Annotated in this window: 16 protein-coding genes; 1 reads left to right on the top strand and 15 read right to left on the bottom strand. The window is 40.0% G+C overall.

Annotated elements, in window-relative coordinates; genetic code table 11:
- The 7 genes from JIG37_RS06675 to JIG37_RS06645 all read right to left on the bottom strand — a co-directional run.
- Positions 1–393 (bottom strand): Mobile element protein (locus tag JIG37_RS06675; protein WP_199529007.1); only part of this gene is annotated, 393 nt, incomplete at its 3' end.
- Between the two features lie 269 nt (positions 394–662).
- Entirely contained in the window at positions 663–1,670 is a 1,008-nt protein-coding gene (locus JIG37_RS06670; RefSeq protein ID WP_054552001.1) for an isocitrate dehydrogenase, read from the bottom strand.
- Positions 1,671–1,885: 215 nt separating this feature from the next.
- A complete protein-coding gene (locus JIG37_RS06665; protein WP_199529006.1) occupies positions 1,886–3,583 on the bottom strand; it encodes a hypothetical protein in 1,698 nt (565 codons plus the stop codon).
- A gap of 6 nt (positions 3,584–3,589) precedes the next feature.
- Positions 3,590–3,973 (bottom strand): DUF3192 domain-containing protein, encoded by a 384-nt coding sequence (locus JIG37_RS06660; protein WP_054552003.1) that lies wholly within the window; start codon positions 3,971–3,973, stop codon positions 3,590–3,592.
- A gap of 71 nt (positions 3,974–4,044) precedes the next feature.
- A complete protein-coding gene (gene xni / locus JIG37_RS06655) occupies positions 4,045–4,818 on the bottom strand; it encodes a flap endonuclease Xni (RefSeq protein WP_054552004.1) in 774 nt (257 codons plus the stop codon).
- Positions 4,819–4,829: 11 nt separating this feature from the next.
- The gene (gene ppnN / locus JIG37_RS06650; protein WP_054552005.1) at positions 4,830–6,173 is read right to left on the bottom strand and encodes a nucleotide 5'-monophosphate nucleosidase PpnN; all 1,344 of its coding nucleotides are present in this window, start codon (positions 6,171–6,173) and stop codon (positions 4,830–4,832) included.
- Between the two features lie 71 nt (positions 6,174–6,244).
- Entirely contained in the window at positions 6,245–7,780 is a 1,536-nt protein-coding gene (locus tag JIG37_RS06645; RefSeq protein WP_138600731.1) for a GGDEF domain-containing protein, read from the bottom strand.
- 201 nt (positions 7,781–7,981) lie between these two features.
- Here JIG37_RS06645 and JIG37_RS06640 point away from each other — a divergent pair, with 201 nt between their 5' ends.
- Positions 7,982–9,763 carry a PDZ domain-containing protein gene (locus JIG37_RS06640; RefSeq protein WP_199529005.1) on the top strand — a complete coding sequence of 594 codons (1,782 nt, stop codon included), beginning with the start codon at positions 7,982–7,984 and terminating at the stop codon, positions 9,761–9,763.
- A 20-nt stretch (positions 9,764–9,783) separates the two neighbouring features.
- On the opposite strand, the gene JIG37_RS06635 is transcribed toward JIG37_RS06640, so the two are convergent.
- The 8 genes from JIG37_RS06635 to JIG37_RS06600 form a co-directional block, all read right to left on the bottom strand.
- The gene (locus JIG37_RS06635) at positions 9,784–10,578 is read right to left on the bottom strand and encodes a glycosyltransferase family 25 protein (protein ID WP_199529004.1); all 795 of its coding nucleotides are present in this window, start codon (positions 10,576–10,578) and stop codon (positions 9,784–9,786) included.
- Between the two features lie 64 nt (positions 10,579–10,642).
- Complete coding sequence (locus tag JIG37_RS06630) at positions 10,643–10,828, bottom strand: DUF1289 domain-containing protein (protein WP_054552009.1); 186 nt, start codon at positions 10,826–10,828, stop codon at positions 10,643–10,645.
- A 41-nt stretch (positions 10,829–10,869) separates the two neighbouring features.
- Positions 10,870–11,382, bottom strand: a complete 513-nt coding sequence (locus JIG37_RS06625) for a hypothetical protein (RefSeq protein ID WP_199529003.1) — start codon at positions 11,380–11,382, stop codon at positions 10,870–10,872.
- Positions 11,383–11,533: 151 nt separating this feature from the next.
- Positions 11,534–12,271 (bottom strand): hypothetical protein, encoded by a 738-nt coding sequence (locus JIG37_RS06620; protein WP_199529002.1) that lies wholly within the window; start codon positions 12,269–12,271, stop codon positions 11,534–11,536.
- Positions 12,272–12,550: 279 nt separating this feature from the next.
- The gene (locus JIG37_RS06615; RefSeq protein ID WP_199529001.1) at positions 12,551–13,138 is read right to left on the bottom strand and encodes a hypothetical protein; all 588 of its coding nucleotides are present in this window, start codon (positions 13,136–13,138) and stop codon (positions 12,551–12,553) included.
- 325 nt (positions 13,139–13,463) lie between these two features.
- Positions 13,464–14,078 (bottom strand): bifunctional phosphoribosyl-AMP cyclohydrolase/phosphoribosyl-ATP diphosphatase HisIE, encoded by a 615-nt coding sequence (gene hisIE / locus JIG37_RS06610; RefSeq protein WP_054552013.1) that lies wholly within the window; start codon positions 14,076–14,078, stop codon positions 13,464–13,466.
- Positions 14,069–14,848: an imidazole glycerol phosphate synthase subunit HisF gene (gene hisF, locus JIG37_RS06605; RefSeq protein ID WP_199529000.1), complete on the bottom strand. Its 780-nt coding sequence runs from the start codon at positions 14,846–14,848 to the stop codon at positions 14,069–14,071. The genes hisIE and hisF overlap by 10 nt, the downstream gene beginning before the upstream one ends.
- The gene (locus JIG37_RS06600) at positions 14,830–15,564 is read right to left on the bottom strand and encodes a 1-(5-phosphoribosyl)-5-[(5-phosphoribosylamino)methylideneamino] imidazole-4-carboxamide isomerase (RefSeq protein ID WP_199528999.1); all 735 of its coding nucleotides are present in this window, start codon (positions 15,562–15,564) and stop codon (positions 14,830–14,832) included. Before JIG37_RS06600 ends, hisF begins: the two co-directional genes overlap by 19 nt.
- Between the last annotated feature and the right edge of the window lie 20 nt (positions 15,565–15,584).

The raw sequence follows: 15,584 nt of genomic DNA, 5'->3' as shown, positions 1-15,584 counted from the left end.
TTCTCGATATAAATTTACTCTGGCATTAACCGCAGCGAGCTCTGCTTTTGTTAGCAATTCGCCATTTAAGAATCGTTGGCAAAGGAATGTACTTTTAAATAACTTGTGCCATCTAATCAGAATCGCTTTATTATTCAAACGCTTTGCTTTTGCTATATCAATATGAAGTACTAGATGAGTATGGTTACTCATAACTGCGTAAGCACAAACGTCAATACAAAATATACGACCAAGTTGAAGTAGTTTCTTTTCAACCCAATCGCGTCTGTGTTCAAATGAGCGACCAGTTAGTGGGTCTTGCCCGCACAAAAAAGCGCGACGAACGCAGCGTGAAATGCAGTGATAATAAGGCGTGTTTGAAACGCTAATTAAGTTTCTACGAGGGGTTGCCATGCTCTTCTCCTCCATGAGTTGAACAGTGTAAGTTTAGTCATAATTTTGAGAAGTGAGAAATATTAAATTGGATGTCTGGTTAGTATATTGAAAGAATAAATGTGGGTGTCTAGTTTTTCTAGTTTTATGTGGGTGTCTAGTTTTATGTGTTTAAATCTTGTTAGATAAAGTGGGTGTCTGGTTAAGTGGGGTAATAAAAAAGCCAGTCGTAGACTGGCTTTTACTAGGTGGTTAAGGGCTAAGTTTATTAGCCCCATACAAGTGTTCTATTATAGACGCTCAATTACAGCTTGAGTGAAGTCTGTAGTACCGTGGCTGCCGCCTAGGTCGCGAGTTGTACGGTCGCCTGACTTGATAACATCAGCAACTGCGCTGCGGATGCGCTCTGCAGTGTCGCCCATACCTAAGTGCTCTAACATTTGGATAGATGCTAAGATCACCGACGTTGGGTTTGCAAGGTTTTTACCTGCGATGTCTGGTGCGCTACCGTGTACAGCTTCGAAGATAGCAGCATCTTCACTGATGTTTGCGCCAGGAGCCATACCTAAACCACCAACAAGACCAGCACATAGGTCAGATAGGATGTCACCGAATAAGTTTGTAGTAACGATTACATCAAACTCATCAGGAGTCATAACTAGTTTCATACAAGTTGCATCAACAATCATTTCGGTTGATTCGATTTGTGGGTAACGCTCAGCTACTTCACGTGCCACTTTTAAGAATAAACCAGATGTAGATTTAAGGATGTTAGCTTTGTGTACAGCAGTTACTTTTTTACGGCCTTCACGTACCGCTAGTTCGTATGCAAAAGTAACGATTTTTTCTGCACCTTCGCGAGTGATTTTTGACATTGCTTCAGCTTCGTTACCATCTTCAGAAACAACTTGGCCAAGACCTGAGTACATACCTTGCGTGTTTTCACGAATAGTGATGATGTCGATGTCATCGTAACGAGCTTTTGTACCTGCAAATGACTTAACAGGACGAACGTTAGCGTAAAGGCCAAACTTTTTACGTAAAGTTACGTTAATCGAAGTGAAACCTTCACCAACTGGTGTTGTTAATGGACCTTTTAAAGTGATCTTGTTACGCGCGATTGTATCAATTGTTTCTTGCGGAAGTAACTCACCAGTTTTTTCTAGGGCAGCAAGGCCAGCATCAACGAATTCATAATCAAAATCGCAACCTGCAGCTTTAAGGATCTCAAGTGCTGAATCAATAATGCTAGGACCAATGCCGTCGCCTTTGATCACTGTGATGGTTTGTTTAGCCATTTACTTTTCCTATTTATGAGTAGATAAACACGTAAACTTATCGCGAAATAGCATGCGATTTACTTGTTAGAGGGTTTACGTGGATGTGTTTGAAAATTTAAGCGGCTTTTATAGCAATTTATTCAGCTTTTTGCCAGTTTATCCTGTGAATACTGACTATAAATAGACTAAAGTTCATATTTATTTAACGTTTTCGCACTTTTTAACAACACAATCTAAAAATTGTCTGCAAATTCACAGTTTTTGAGATATGCATAAAAATCTGCTTTTGATTGCCATCCAGCGGCCGATAAACTATCGAAAATAATTTGTTCCTGCCAACTACTAAAAAGTGCTTTTGGCTGAAAAACATAATAAGTAAATAGCTTAATCGCGACCCAATGTTTTTCATTAATATCGAGAGTTTGTTTTTTATGTTGCTCACTACCAAGTAAATGCTGTGTCCAATTGTTATCGCCAATTAGTTGATTTAAATACGCCGTTAGTGGTTCTTGGTTTAACTGACTAACCCCAAACAAACAGCCAAGAGGAGGGCTAATCACTTGTTTTTCAGCTTGCTCAAATACCGTTTTACGGGAAATACTGGTTGCTTGATGTTCACAAAGATAAAGAACATAGGCATACAATGGCAAAGCAACCTGCTCAAATTGAATTGAATCGGTGTGTTTAAATAACACTTGGATAATACGTACCATGTTTTCAAGCCGCTTAGAGATATGCTGAAAAAGTGGGTGAGAGGTGGTTGCGACTAAGCGTTGAAACAATACTTTTTGAATAATCGCAGGGGCGTTATCGTATCCGACCATAGATAAACAATGGCGCAAGTCTTTAGCTCTTTGCTGCTCTTTATTATAGGGTTTAGCGGCAACAGTGAGCTGTGTTATTAATTCAGGGTAGGGGCTTAAAAGCTTATTTAAACCTTGATAGCTATATTCTTTTGATACTTTTAATGCACTAATTAACGTTAAATATTGTTGCCTACGTTGCTCATTTATTGGTTGTGGCTCAGCAAAACTTATGTTCTCACTAAACCATACTGTGTAGAGCAAGCGAGTATCTTTACAAGGCCTTTGCTTAGCACAAGTAGTTAAGTTTGCCTTGATGCGATGCCAACGAATTTTTTCAGGGCGACTCACATCGACTAAAATATGACGACCATGTCCATCTGTCGCTAAATAGATAAGTACTTGTTCGGCATATTTTACTTCACTGGCCGGAATGTAAGGGCCAATATGCGCAATCAGAGCTTTTATGGCATTTTGTGCAAATTCGTTCGGTGTACGCAAATATATATCAGCTAAGGCTTTGTACACGCTTATATGCCCACCTGACTCGCGATAAGTCGTATTCATCGCAATAATATTAGCCAAAGCAACTAAGGTTGTTGCACCATCGTAAATCATAATTTTTGGTGCACTTAGTAGTGCTTGTTTATACTTATTTAAACGCGCTAATAAGTGCTGAATAGGTAGCGTATGCGAGCCTGACTCTTTTAGTAGTTTTGCCGCTAATTGATGACGGCATTGCCATAGTTTTTTATCTTGCGGGGTGAGTGCTTTACTTGCTGCTAATTTATTACTTTGCGATTGCACGCACAGGTAATTAGCTAAGCAGCAACTAATAATTTGCTCACTAATAGCTTGGTTGTAATTAAGACTACGGCATAAAATACAGGCTACAACACATTGGTTTACGACTAAATTTGTGGTGTAGCCGTGGTTCGCTACATACAAGCTTAATTGCGCTTGCATCCCTTTTGGGTAGGCTTGGTATAATAGGTAGTACCGCTCAGCAAGGTTACTTAATAAAGGGAAGATTTGAGACCATTTTTGCTTTTGATGGTAAAGTTTAAGTAATTGGTGCGTACTATCAAATAAGCGCGCTAGCTCCCGAGGGGTTACATTTTCCATCATAAGCGTTTAGGTTTCTTGTTGATAGCTTTCATAGGCACTTGGCCCCCATAACACCAACTGACCATTCTTAAAAAGTAGGCCCGTGCACTCGTCTATTGTCGTTATTCCATCGGATTTAACGTGCTGAGTGCGGTAAAAAATTATTTGCCAAACATTGTCTTCGGTGCGTTTTGCATAGGTTAGATCGGGGCTGCCTAAATAATCAAGCACCGCATTTAGATTTTCAGGTTTATCAACAGACAGCTTTGCAATATATCGCTTATTGAAGGCTTCACGGTCTTGCCAGATCATGGCTTGCGGATCATCTTTATAAAAAGTGATCACGAGGGTTGCTATGAGTGCATATACACCTAACCCAAGTACCAGATATTGGAAAACCTTTTTAAACATGTGTAACTCTATAAAATTAACGCGAATTTTCAGTATACGCTCAGTTGGCCAACTGTGCTACGAGATTGCGACTAATTGAGCCTTAGCTGCTTTAAACTAAAGCCTAAGTTAATATCAGTACGCAGCATGACGAGGTTTTTTGATATCACAAACATCTCCATTTCTGAGCTTAGCTTGCGTTTAAGAGTAGGGTTTAGCTCATCGTCGTTTATGGCCGCTTCTATCGACTCATAATCATTAATTAATTGCTGTGCCGACTTATTACCGATCCCTTTAACACCAGGAATATCATTGGTTTTATCGCCTGCCAAAGCCCAAAAATCAGCAAGTCGATGCCTGGGTACATTAAAGCGCTGTTTAATATCTTCAACTTCAATGTATTGCTTTTTAAAGTAGTCATAGATAGCTATTTGTTCAGATAAAAACGGCAAAAACCCTTTATCGGTAGACACGATAGTCGAAGCTACATTATTAGATGCGGCCTTGTAAGCAAGAGTAGCAATTATATCGTCGGCTTCATCATTATCAGGTGAAAACACCACAATGCCAGTGTCTTCAATTGCTTGTTTAAAGCGTGATAAGTTTTGCTTGAGGGTGTCAGGCATCGGTGAGCGAGTACTTTTGTATGCCTCAAAGTAGTGATAGCGCCAGCTTCTTTCGCCATCAAACACGGCAATCGCGTGAGTCGCATTCGTTTGCTGGCGTAACTTTTTGCAAGCATGTGCCACTCGGGCACAGCTTGCTTTTATCATATGCTCTTCACTGTGATGACTCTGATTACTATCAACAGCATAGATGCGCCTAATAAGATTTAGCGCATCTATTAAAAGTAATTGGGTTGTCACATAGTCTCCTGTTAAGCTTTGATCTCATAGCAAGGTATGTACTTACTGCCAGGCAACTTCATACGACCTTGATCTACAAATGCTGCCAGCAGCTTATCCATATCAGCCATTAACGAAGGCTCACCACTGAGTACAAAGCGGCCATGTTGTTTGATGGCTTGTAGACCTTCGTCTTTAACATTACCTGCAACAATGCCTGAGAATGCTCGGCGTAAGTTAGCTGCGAGTTGCTGAGTTGGTTGATCTAAATGTAAATCTAAGCTCGACATATTAGCATGAGTTGGTGCAAACGGCTGTTGGAAATCATGGTCGATTTTTAGCGTCCAGTTAAAGTAGTAAGCGTCACCTTGACTCTTTCTGTATTCACGCACATCAGCCATTTTCGCTTTGAGTGTTTTACCCACACGTTCAGGGTCATCAATAATTACTTCAAATTTCTCAAGCGCCGCTTTACCGAGTGTTTTCTCAACGAATTTACACAGCTCAATAAAGTAGTTTTCACTTTCTTTAGGTCCAGTTAAGATCACTGGTAAACATTGTTTTTCGTTATCAGGATGCAACAAAATACCTAAAAGGTATAACAGCTCTTCTGCAGTGCCTGCACCACCTGGGAAAATGATAATGCCATGTGCGGTACGAATAAATGCCTCTAAGCGCTTTTCGATATCGGGTAAAATCACCAATTCATTTACAATCGGGTTAGGTGGCTCAGCGGCAATAATACTTGGCTCGGTTAAACCTAAGTAACGATTATCTGTAATACGCTGTTTAGCATGGCCGATGGTGGCACCTTTCATTGGGCCTTTCATTGCACCTGGGCCACAACCAGTACAAATGTTTAAGCCACGAAGGCCGAGTTCGTAGCCAACCTGTTTTGTATATTTGTATTCAACTTCGTTAATTGAGTGGCCGCCCCAGCAAACTATCATGCTCGGATCACTATTCACTCTCAGTGCGCCTGCATTTCGCAGCATGTCGAATACCATATGAGTAATGGTTTTTTGCTCTGTTAAGTCTTTTTCGTATTTTTGACAAATAAACAGAATATCGCGAATAACCGAGAAGATATGTTCATGTATACCAGTGATAATTTCGCCATCAACAAAAGCGGATTCGGGTGGGTTTTCAAGTTCAATTTTAATACCACGCTCGCGGCTTAATAAGCGAATATCAAAGTCTTCGTATTTATTGTAAATTTCAGAGCTTGAATCGGTGTGGCTGCCCACATTGAGAACCGCGAGCACACAGTTCCTAAATAATTTATAGCGCTCGCTGGTGGATGACTGTTCGAGTAGATCAACTTCTAGTTGCGATAGTAAATCCAGTACACCTGTAGGATTCAGTTGTTTTAACATAAGCACTCTCCTGGCTCATCTATGAGCCTTTATCATTGTGTGTCAAAGACCTCACCATTGAGATAAGGGCTTTATTTGCTAATGCAAACTTTATTTCGTCCTTCATTTTTTGCTTTGTACAGAGCATCGTCGGCACGATCAAAAGCAATCAGCGGGGTATCACCTTTTTTAAGTTGGGTAGCACCAAGAGAAATAGTGATTTCTACTTGCTTATCTTTAAATTTAAACGGTATTGCCTGAATATTTTTGCGCAGTTTTTCAAGAGAGCTAACTGCATTTTCAATAGACATGCCTGTCATTAATAACACAAATTCCTCACCACCGTAACGGGCAATAAAGTCTGATTTACGAATTGATTTTTGTAGTGCTTTAGCAATAACTTGCAATGTTTTATCGCCAGCACTGTGGCCATACCTATCATTAATAGATTTAAAGTGATCGACATCAAGCACCACAAATGTCACATCAGACTCTTGGATGTTAAATAAATGAAATTCATGATTAAAACGTTCATCGAACGCGGCTCTGTTTGGTAGCTTTGTTAAACCATCAAGTAAGCTTTTATAGCGTTGTTCATTTAACCGTTTTTTGTAAGTTGAGAGTTTGCTTTCTAAATGACTTATTCTTTTATTAATGTCGTTAAAGCTATTTAATAAATGCTCTCTTTCACTCTGTTCTAATTTTTCTTTTGCAATTAAATCATCACTTAATGATTTTAACTCTTCTTCGACTAGCTCTTTGAGGGACGATATTGACGTTGCTTGTTGCGTCTGAGTATTAAGGTTTTTAATTTTTGCTTCTATTTGCTTATTTAGCGACTCGTACTCAGCGCTAAGTGACTCAGAATGTTTACTGGTTGAAACAATTGAATGATGTAAATCTTCAATTGTTTGATTTAAAGAGATCAAAAAACTCTGTGCTGATTGACGCTCTTTACTCATATTACGAGTAATAATCGTGATAATTTTTAGAGCAGAATCAAGTAAATCATCAATACAGTCGTTATGTGTAATGTTATTCTTTACTGCTTTGATTTGTTCAGCGCTTTCATCCTCTAAAACGAGATCATTTGCTAGGTTAAGTAGTTCGGCTGCAAGCTCGGGTTTTATTTGTGATTCAGTTTCACTTTTTGTCGAAAGCTTTGCCTGTAAAGCTTGATGATAAATTATTACCAGCTTAGATAATAAAGGGATAAAGTCATGGTTAGATTGGATGTTATTTAACTCATGATCAAGCAAATGGCGTAAAGAACGACGGGCATCATCCGGTAAACCTTTTACTTTTTGTAGCTGCTTTCCTGCATCAGTAACACTGTTGTTAAGTTCGCGTTGTAAAGCAATTTGCTTTGCTTCTTGGTGTTTTAATAGCCCTAGAACATCATCAATAAAAGGTGAAAGAAGGTTAAAATCAACCCCTTTTTTCAGAGCACTTCTAAACTTAGCGAGGCGATTATCTAACTCAATATCTAAGCCCTTACAACTTAGAGATAACTTTGCAGCAAACTGAGAAAGAACCTCAACTTGGTGTTTGCGTGCATCCTCAACAACCGTCCGGGCATCGATTGCTTGTTTTAACTTTTTATTAAGAAGATCATGCTGTTGCTGCACCGAGTAATACCGCCGTTATTAATCAACTGTCTATAAGCTAAGTTTACAACAAAATAGTACGAAATGTAGGTTCCAAGTCAAAAACTTAGCTATTTTGTCTATCAAACTTGTTGCAATGGCTGTTTATCGGTTTTTAATTCACATTCTTTATCGCAATTGTTAGTCTATTTCGTAATTTTGATAGTAATAAAAAGAGTTGTTATGAAAAAGTTTTTGGCCATGTCTATTTTGGCGGCCTGTTCTAGCAGTGCGTTTGCAGATGTGAACTACTCACTGTCTATCACTCAGCCAGAGCACCATTTAGGTAATGTAAGTGTTGAATTTCCGCAAACAGCACAAGCGCATTTAGATATTAAACTTCCAGCTTGGCGTACTGGCCGTTACGAAATTTTAAATCTTGCCAATGGTGTGCGCTTTTTCGAAGCAAAAGATGATGATGGTAAGGCATTAAAGTGGGAAAAAATTGACCACAGCACGTGGCGTGTTCACCTAAACGAACCTACTCAAGTCAATGTAGATTACCAAGTTTACGCTAACGAGCTAGGTAAACGTGCTCGTCATATTGATGATAGCCATGCCTTCATTGATGCTTCTGGCTTTTTCATGTTCAGCGAATCATTCCGCCAAGACCCAGTTAAAGTTGAGCTAAATGTACCAAAAGAATGGCGCTCAGTATCGGGTATGGAAAATGCGGGTTCTAAACACAGCTTTAAGGCCGCTGATTACGATATTTTAGTTGATTCACCAATCGAAACGGGTATCAATGAACTACACAAGTTCACTGTTGATGGTCGTGAATATGAACTCGTTATTTGGGGTGAAGGCAACTACGATGTAGATCAAATGCTAACTGACCTTAAAAAGCTAGTGACAACGGGCAACGTAATTTGGGATAACTACCCGTATGAGCGTTATGTATTTATGGTACATGCTACGTCAGGTGCAGGCGGTGCAACAGAGCATTTAAACTCAACAATTATCCAGCGCCCACGTGACCGTTTTGGTTCTCGTAAAGATTACCTTGCGTTTATCAGCACCGCAGCACACGAATTTATTCATACTTGGAACGTAAAAGCATACCGCCCTAAAGGTATCGCACCGTACGACTACACCAATATTAACTATGCGAAAACATTATGGATTGCTGAGGGCTCAACCAGCTACTTTGAAGATCACTTAATGGTGCGCGCTGGTATTGAAACAACCGATGAGTTCTTCGGTACGTTAACAAAAACCGTTAATCGCCACCTACAAACACCGGGTCGTGAAGTACAAAGCGCAACTGAAACCAGTTTTGATAAGTGGATTAATCAAGGCGGCGACCACGCTCGCAACTACAGCACTAATATCTATTTAGAAGGTGCGTTGATTTCAATGGCACTCGATATTGATTTGCTAGAAAAAAGCGATGGCAAAATTAGTTACCGCGATGTTCACCGTGCGCTTTATAATAAGCACCGTTTACCAGATGGTTTTACGCCAGATGATGTTCAAGCGATTTTAAAAGAGCTAACTGGTCGTGATTACAGTGCTTGGTGGCAATCGAATGTGGACGAGCCAGCTGCTATCGACTTTGATTTGTTACTTGCAAAAGTAGGCTTAGGTTTAATTCGCCCAGAAGGCGCAAAATCAGTACCGAGTATTGATTCGTTTGCAAAAAACAGCGGTGAGTTACTCACCCTAACTCATGTTCGCCGTGGTGGCGCTGCATGGCAAGCGGGCTTAACGACAGATGACAAAATTGTGGCGTTTAACAAAAAGCATGTGGGTAAAGATTTAACAGCCAGCCTCGAAACGTTTAAAGCAGGCGACACAGTGACTGTTGACTTCATTAGACGCGATGCACTGCAAAGCACAACGCTAACACTTAGCGAAGACTTTGATAAAGAGAAAAAGGTCAAAGCATTAAAAGATGCAACACCAGCTCAAATGGCATTGTTTAAAGCATGGATGGGTGTTGACCACCCAAATCAAGCTAAATAACAGCCAAGCTAAATAAATCGTTAATGATTTTTGATTGGTAAGAGAGGAGCTGCGGCTCCTTTCTTTTTGCTCGGTGTTTGCTGCGCTTTTACAAATTGCTTAGTGTATTGTGCGTTTAATAGTGCACTGCGAAGTTGCTGCTTTTTACGTCGCCAAAACGACTTTTTAACTTTGCTTGATCTATCACGAATATCGCTTTGTGAATTATCGGGTTGTGATACCGGATAGGGCAGTAAAGAATACCCATAAACACCGGTTTCCCACACATGTTGTAAATCGCAGTCAACGGGGCGGCCAAATTCGGCAGTGGCTCGTAATAGCGCTTTTGCACCTTCAAAACTAACAGCCGTAGCACAGCAGCCAGACATAAGCTTTTTATGAATAACTAAATGTTGCTCATCGGCAAGGGGTTTTGTAAAAGCAATGTCGCGATTACGGTCTTTATAAGCCGCTAACTTTATTAGCTGCCAAGGCTGTTTTAATGTATTTATGTTTTCAATTGCACTGTGAATTGAGCGGTCGAGAACAAAGTCATCTTCTAAAATAATCGCGTAATCTAATTGCCTATCGACAATGGTTTGCCATGCTTTTCTGTGACTCAGGTAGCAGCCAATTTCACCTTTACTTAATGGTTTATGGTATTTTTTTAAGTTTAAATCAGCACTGTAATGCTGGGCAATTGCTGTATCGGACAGCTTTCTACCATCAATTGCATCAAGGCGTTCAAATGCCAAATTCTGTGCGTTGAGTTCATGGCTTACACGGTTCAATCGTTCAGTAGAACTTGCTAAGTTGATTACAAAAATAGCGGTCATTATCGTTACCTGATGGTCAGTTTGAATCAGGCTAACAAGCTTTAATGACGCTTGGGTGTCAGAACTATTTCGCTTTTATGTCAGGGCGAGGAGTGTTTAAAATCGCTTGCTTTTCTTGCTCGGATAAAATGATCCAATCAAAAATCTCATCATTACTGCGACCACAGCCAGTGCAATAACCATTTAGGCGATGACATTGACCGATGCAATCTGTTTTGTATTGGCTGGTTGGTATTTTTGAGTGTGTCATAGTGATGTGAAGGCTAATCGCTATTAGCCTTCCTAAGTGTATTACTTGCCTTCAATTGGCTTACCAATTTCAAGGGTAGTAGACCAAGGCTGTTTACGCGATAGGGTTTTACCCGAATGAATTGAGATAACAGGGTTGTTTTCGTCAAGTACAAACGTGGTGCGTAGCGATTCAGCAGACTCTTTTTGTGTTTGATGCCAGTTATTACTTGCTAAACAAGCTTGGGTAAAATTAACCGCACGGGTGTGATCGGCAACAGCTTGTTGCTGTTGTTCGTAGTTGCCTACACAGCGGTAGGTAACATTGTCTTTATCAAGCGCCGTGATTTGACAGTTATCGGCAATAAGGTTGTATTTCGCTGTCCATGTTTCCATGTATTTAGTATTTACACGGCTACGTTTTAAGCCTTCAAAGCGGTTGTCGTAAGCACCTAATAGGGCGTTAATTTTCTCGCAAGGGGTTAAGTTATCAATGGCCGCTTGTTGTTCAGTTGTTAGTCCTATACAACCGGTTAAAACAAGGCCAGTTAGTAAGGCGGCGAGTGGCTTTTTCATATCAGGCTATCCTTTTAAATAGCAGTTCCTTAAACGTTTCCTAAAGGATACCTAAGCCCTTGTAAAAATGCTAATAAAGATTGGTGATTACAAAGCAAAATGCCCTCGTAAAGGAGGGCATTTTAGTTGCATATATGGTAAAAGCGCAGGCTTACATTTTAGTTTTACCAGCAATGTTGGTCACTTTTACTGAGCCAGAACCATCACTTAGTAACTCAAAGTTTGCTGCGGTGTCAACGCGAATGCTGCCTGAGCCATCTGAAACGACAACATCACCCGAAATATCATTTAAGTCGATACCACCAGAACCATCGTGTACTTCGATATTGCCTTGTGCGTTGGCAACATCAATATTACCTGAGCCGTCATGAATTTTAATATCACGGCTGATATTACGTGCCTCTATGCTACCCGAACCATCATTGATTTCTAATGTGCCTGTAATGTCATTTGCGGTAATTGAACCTGAACCATCGTTGATCACTGTATCAGCGACTTTGCTAATGATAATTTCACCAGAGCCATCATGTACATTTACATTAAATGAGCGAGGGATCGCAACGGTTAAATCAATGCGAGTTTGCTTATTGGTGTGGTAATCGCACTGGCCTGCACTAAGTGCTGCGTTATTGCCTTTAGCTTTAAGGTCTAAGCAGTATTCATCATGAGGCTTTTCTTGATAAATCTCGGCTTTAACGGTTACTTCATCACTGTCACTACCGGTAATGTGTAAAAAACCAGAGCCTGCTTCTACTTTTAAAGCGCTTAATGAGGCTGCATCTAGCGTTAGGTTTTTCGTTGCTTGTAGAGGCATATCACCCCAAGCAAATGTTTGTGCTGATAATAAGCTTGCGGCAATGAGTGAGAGTGTTTTTACTGTACTTAACATGGTTCTTCCCTTTCATATCTGTTGTGTTATTAGCTTAGTCGCAGGTGCTGATAAAAAAGGTTTAAAGGGTTTAAAAATTTTTTATAAAAATAATAGGCTGAACTTATGAATTCTAAGGTTAAGGCTAATAATTACAAAGTACTGCGATAAGTGGGATTAATAAATGTACCTGTATTTTCTATGTACGAAATAGAACATTTAATAAGACTAACATTCTGATATACACGATTAAGTAGAGCTTGAATCATCAAGCCCTACTAAAAAGGACAAATTTTTAGTTTAATAATTTATTTCTATTTGACCAACTGAAACAGTTCCTTGCTGCCAAGTTGTTCTACATGTCAATGAAAGAATAGAATTGTCTTGATAATTATTATCTAAACTTGTTGTGAAATTAACACTTTGTTTAGATGAGTTATTTAGATCAGATATGCTAATCCAATCAAAACCCTGTCCAGTCCTATATTTAAGCCATACTTCACTGTTGCCATCATTTACTTTTTTAATCTGTGAAATTGAGCAACCACCAAAAGAGTTATTTAAACCTTGAGTAGTACCGTGAACTGTTAGTTGGTATTGACCAATGTTATCGTTCAATGGAATTGCACAATTGAAGTAACGTGAAGTTCTTGAAAATGTTGGGTTGAAAATAAAGTATCCGTTAGCGGTTGCGCCAACATTTTCTAAAGAGAGTTCTTTTAGTGCTGATAAATCGCCATTTGAAGCAATTAGCTCGTTTATAGCTGAAGTTTTTTTCACAGTATCTTCACTACAATGCGCAGAGCCAGTAAAAGTAATTGTTTGTGAAAATGCTGATGTTGATGCAATCGCTAAAAGGGTAGCAATTGATAATGAAATTTTATTCATGATAAGAATCCTTCTTCTTTGTCCTTTTCAATTGAATTAGACCATAATTAGACTTACTAATCAAATAATGAAATTATATATATTGTTGAATTTATTGCATTTATTTTAAGTTGCCCATCAATTCACGTTTTTACTGTTGTTGCAATGGATTCTAAAATCACACTATATGTGAGGAGGTGACCTTGCAGGACTTAAAGGCTTTAGTGAACATGACTTTACCCGTGATGTTTTAAAGCACAGGGTAGATAAGAGTGGATTTAAGAAATACTAAAAAAGATGCACCTAAAAAGGTGCATCTAAAAAGGTGCACCTAACTAAACTTCAATTACTTATGGCGACCTTGTAAACAGCTCACCACATCAGCCAATGATAGGCCTTGGCGCTGTAATAACACGGTTAAGTGATACAGTAAGTCTGCCGATTCATTGGTTAATTCATCGTTATCATGCTTCATGGCTGCAAGGGCAACTTCAACGCCTTCCTCACCCACTTTTTGGCAACTACGGCTTAAGTCTTTTGCAAACAAAGACGCTGTGTAGCTTTTACTTGGATCATCGTCTTTACGTGAGACAATCACTTGTTCAAGCTCAGCTAAAAACGACAAGCTAGGTTTAGCATCATCGCCGAAGCAGCTTTGTGTACCAAGGTGGCATGTTGGCCCAAGTGGGTTTGCCAGTACTAATAGTGAGTCGTAATCACAGTCGGTGTGTACAGAGACGACTTCAAGGTAGTTTTCTGATGTTTCGCCTTTGGTCCATAAACGCTCTTTAGAACGCGAGTAAAAGGTTACTTTTTGCTTGTCGAAAGTGGCAGCTAATGCATCTTGATTCATAAAGCCCTGCATTAAAATGACACCAGAGCGTGCGTCTTGCACGATAGCTGGGATCAATTCGCTTTTGGCAAAGTCGACTTGAGAAAGAGTATCTTTGGTTAATTGCATAGTCTTGCCGCTACATTATTATCAGTTAAAAATTGTTTTAGTTCGCCAATATCAATGACGTTCTTGTGAAATACGCTGGCAGCGAGCGCGCCATCGACTTGGCTTTGTTTAAATACATCAACAAAGTCCTGCATCGTCCCTGCTCCACCTGAAGCAATCAGAGGAATATCGCACAGTGCTCGCATTTTTGATAGCTGAACATTGTCGTAGCCTTTACGCACGCCGTCTTGGTTCATACAATTGAGCACGATTTCACCAGCACCTAGGTCTTGCACGCGCTTAACCCATTCTTCGGTTTTGTAGCGAGTACGGCTTGATGCATTTGGGTCGCCAGTCAGCTGGTAGACTAAATACTCGCCAGTGTTTTTATCATAAAAGCTATCAATACCCACAACTACGCATTGTTTACCAAACTCATCGTGTAATTCTTTGATAAGCTCTGGGCGAGCAATTGCAGGGCTATTAATACTGATTTTATCTGCACCACGTTCTAAAACACGTGCTGCATCGGCAACAGATTTAATGCCGCCTGCCACACAAAATGGAATATCAATGTGGCGTGCAATATTCTCTACCCAATTAACATCAAGTAGGCGTTTTTCGACGCTGGCACTGATTTCATAAAACACCAGCTCATCTGCACCGGCATCGCTGTAAGCTTTAGCAAGCGTTAAGATATCACCAACCACTTCATGGCCTTTAAATTTAACGCCTTTAACAACTTGGCCGTCTTTTACATCTAAACAAGGGATTATGCGTTTTGATAACATGCTAACGCCTCCTCAACATTAAAGGCACCATCGAGCAATGATTTACCTAAGATAACACCGCCAACGCCCAGTTTTTTCAGCTTTGCAATATCATCCAGTGAGCTTACACCACCTGAAGCTTGAACTTTAATCTCGCTGTTGTGGTTGGTTAAATCTTCATAAAGTGCAAACGAAGGACCGGTCATGGTGCCGTCTTTACTGATGTCAGTACACAGAAAATCAACTACACCCAGTGCCACGTAAAAATCAACAAGTTCGAACAAACCAAACTCAGATTCACTTAACCAACCATGTGTTGCGGGTGCCCAGCCGTTGTCAGTTTTATTTACATCTAGTGCGATAACAAAGTGAGAGCTGCCAAATTTTTCAATCCACGCCTTTACTTGTTCGCGCTTTTCAACGGCCATTGAGCCGATCACGACTTGATTAGCACCGGCTTCAAGCCAGTCAGCAACATCTTGCTCTGAGCGAATACCACCGCCCACTTGATAAGGCACATTAAGCGCTTTGGTTGCAGCTTGAATATGCTGCCACTGTTTTTTATTTGGATCGCGCGCGCCTTCTAAATCAACTAAGTGCAGTTTGCCTGCGCCGCTGTTTGCATACTCTTGTAGGCGAGCGCTAAGTTCGTAAGGGTAAAATTGTGCTGTATCATACTTACCTTGGTATAAGCGCACAATTTGGTTTTGTAATACATCGAGTGCTGGAATAATCACGTTTATTTCTCTTATTTTTT

The organism is Pseudoalteromonas sp. bablab_jr010 (assembly GCF_016464105.1).
Classification (GTDB): Bacteria; Pseudomonadota; Gammaproteobacteria; order Enterobacterales; family Alteromonadaceae; genus Pseudoalteromonas; species Pseudoalteromonas simplex.
Note: the sequence above shows the minus strand (reverse complement) of the source record. Positions and strands in the feature narration are given on the sequence as shown.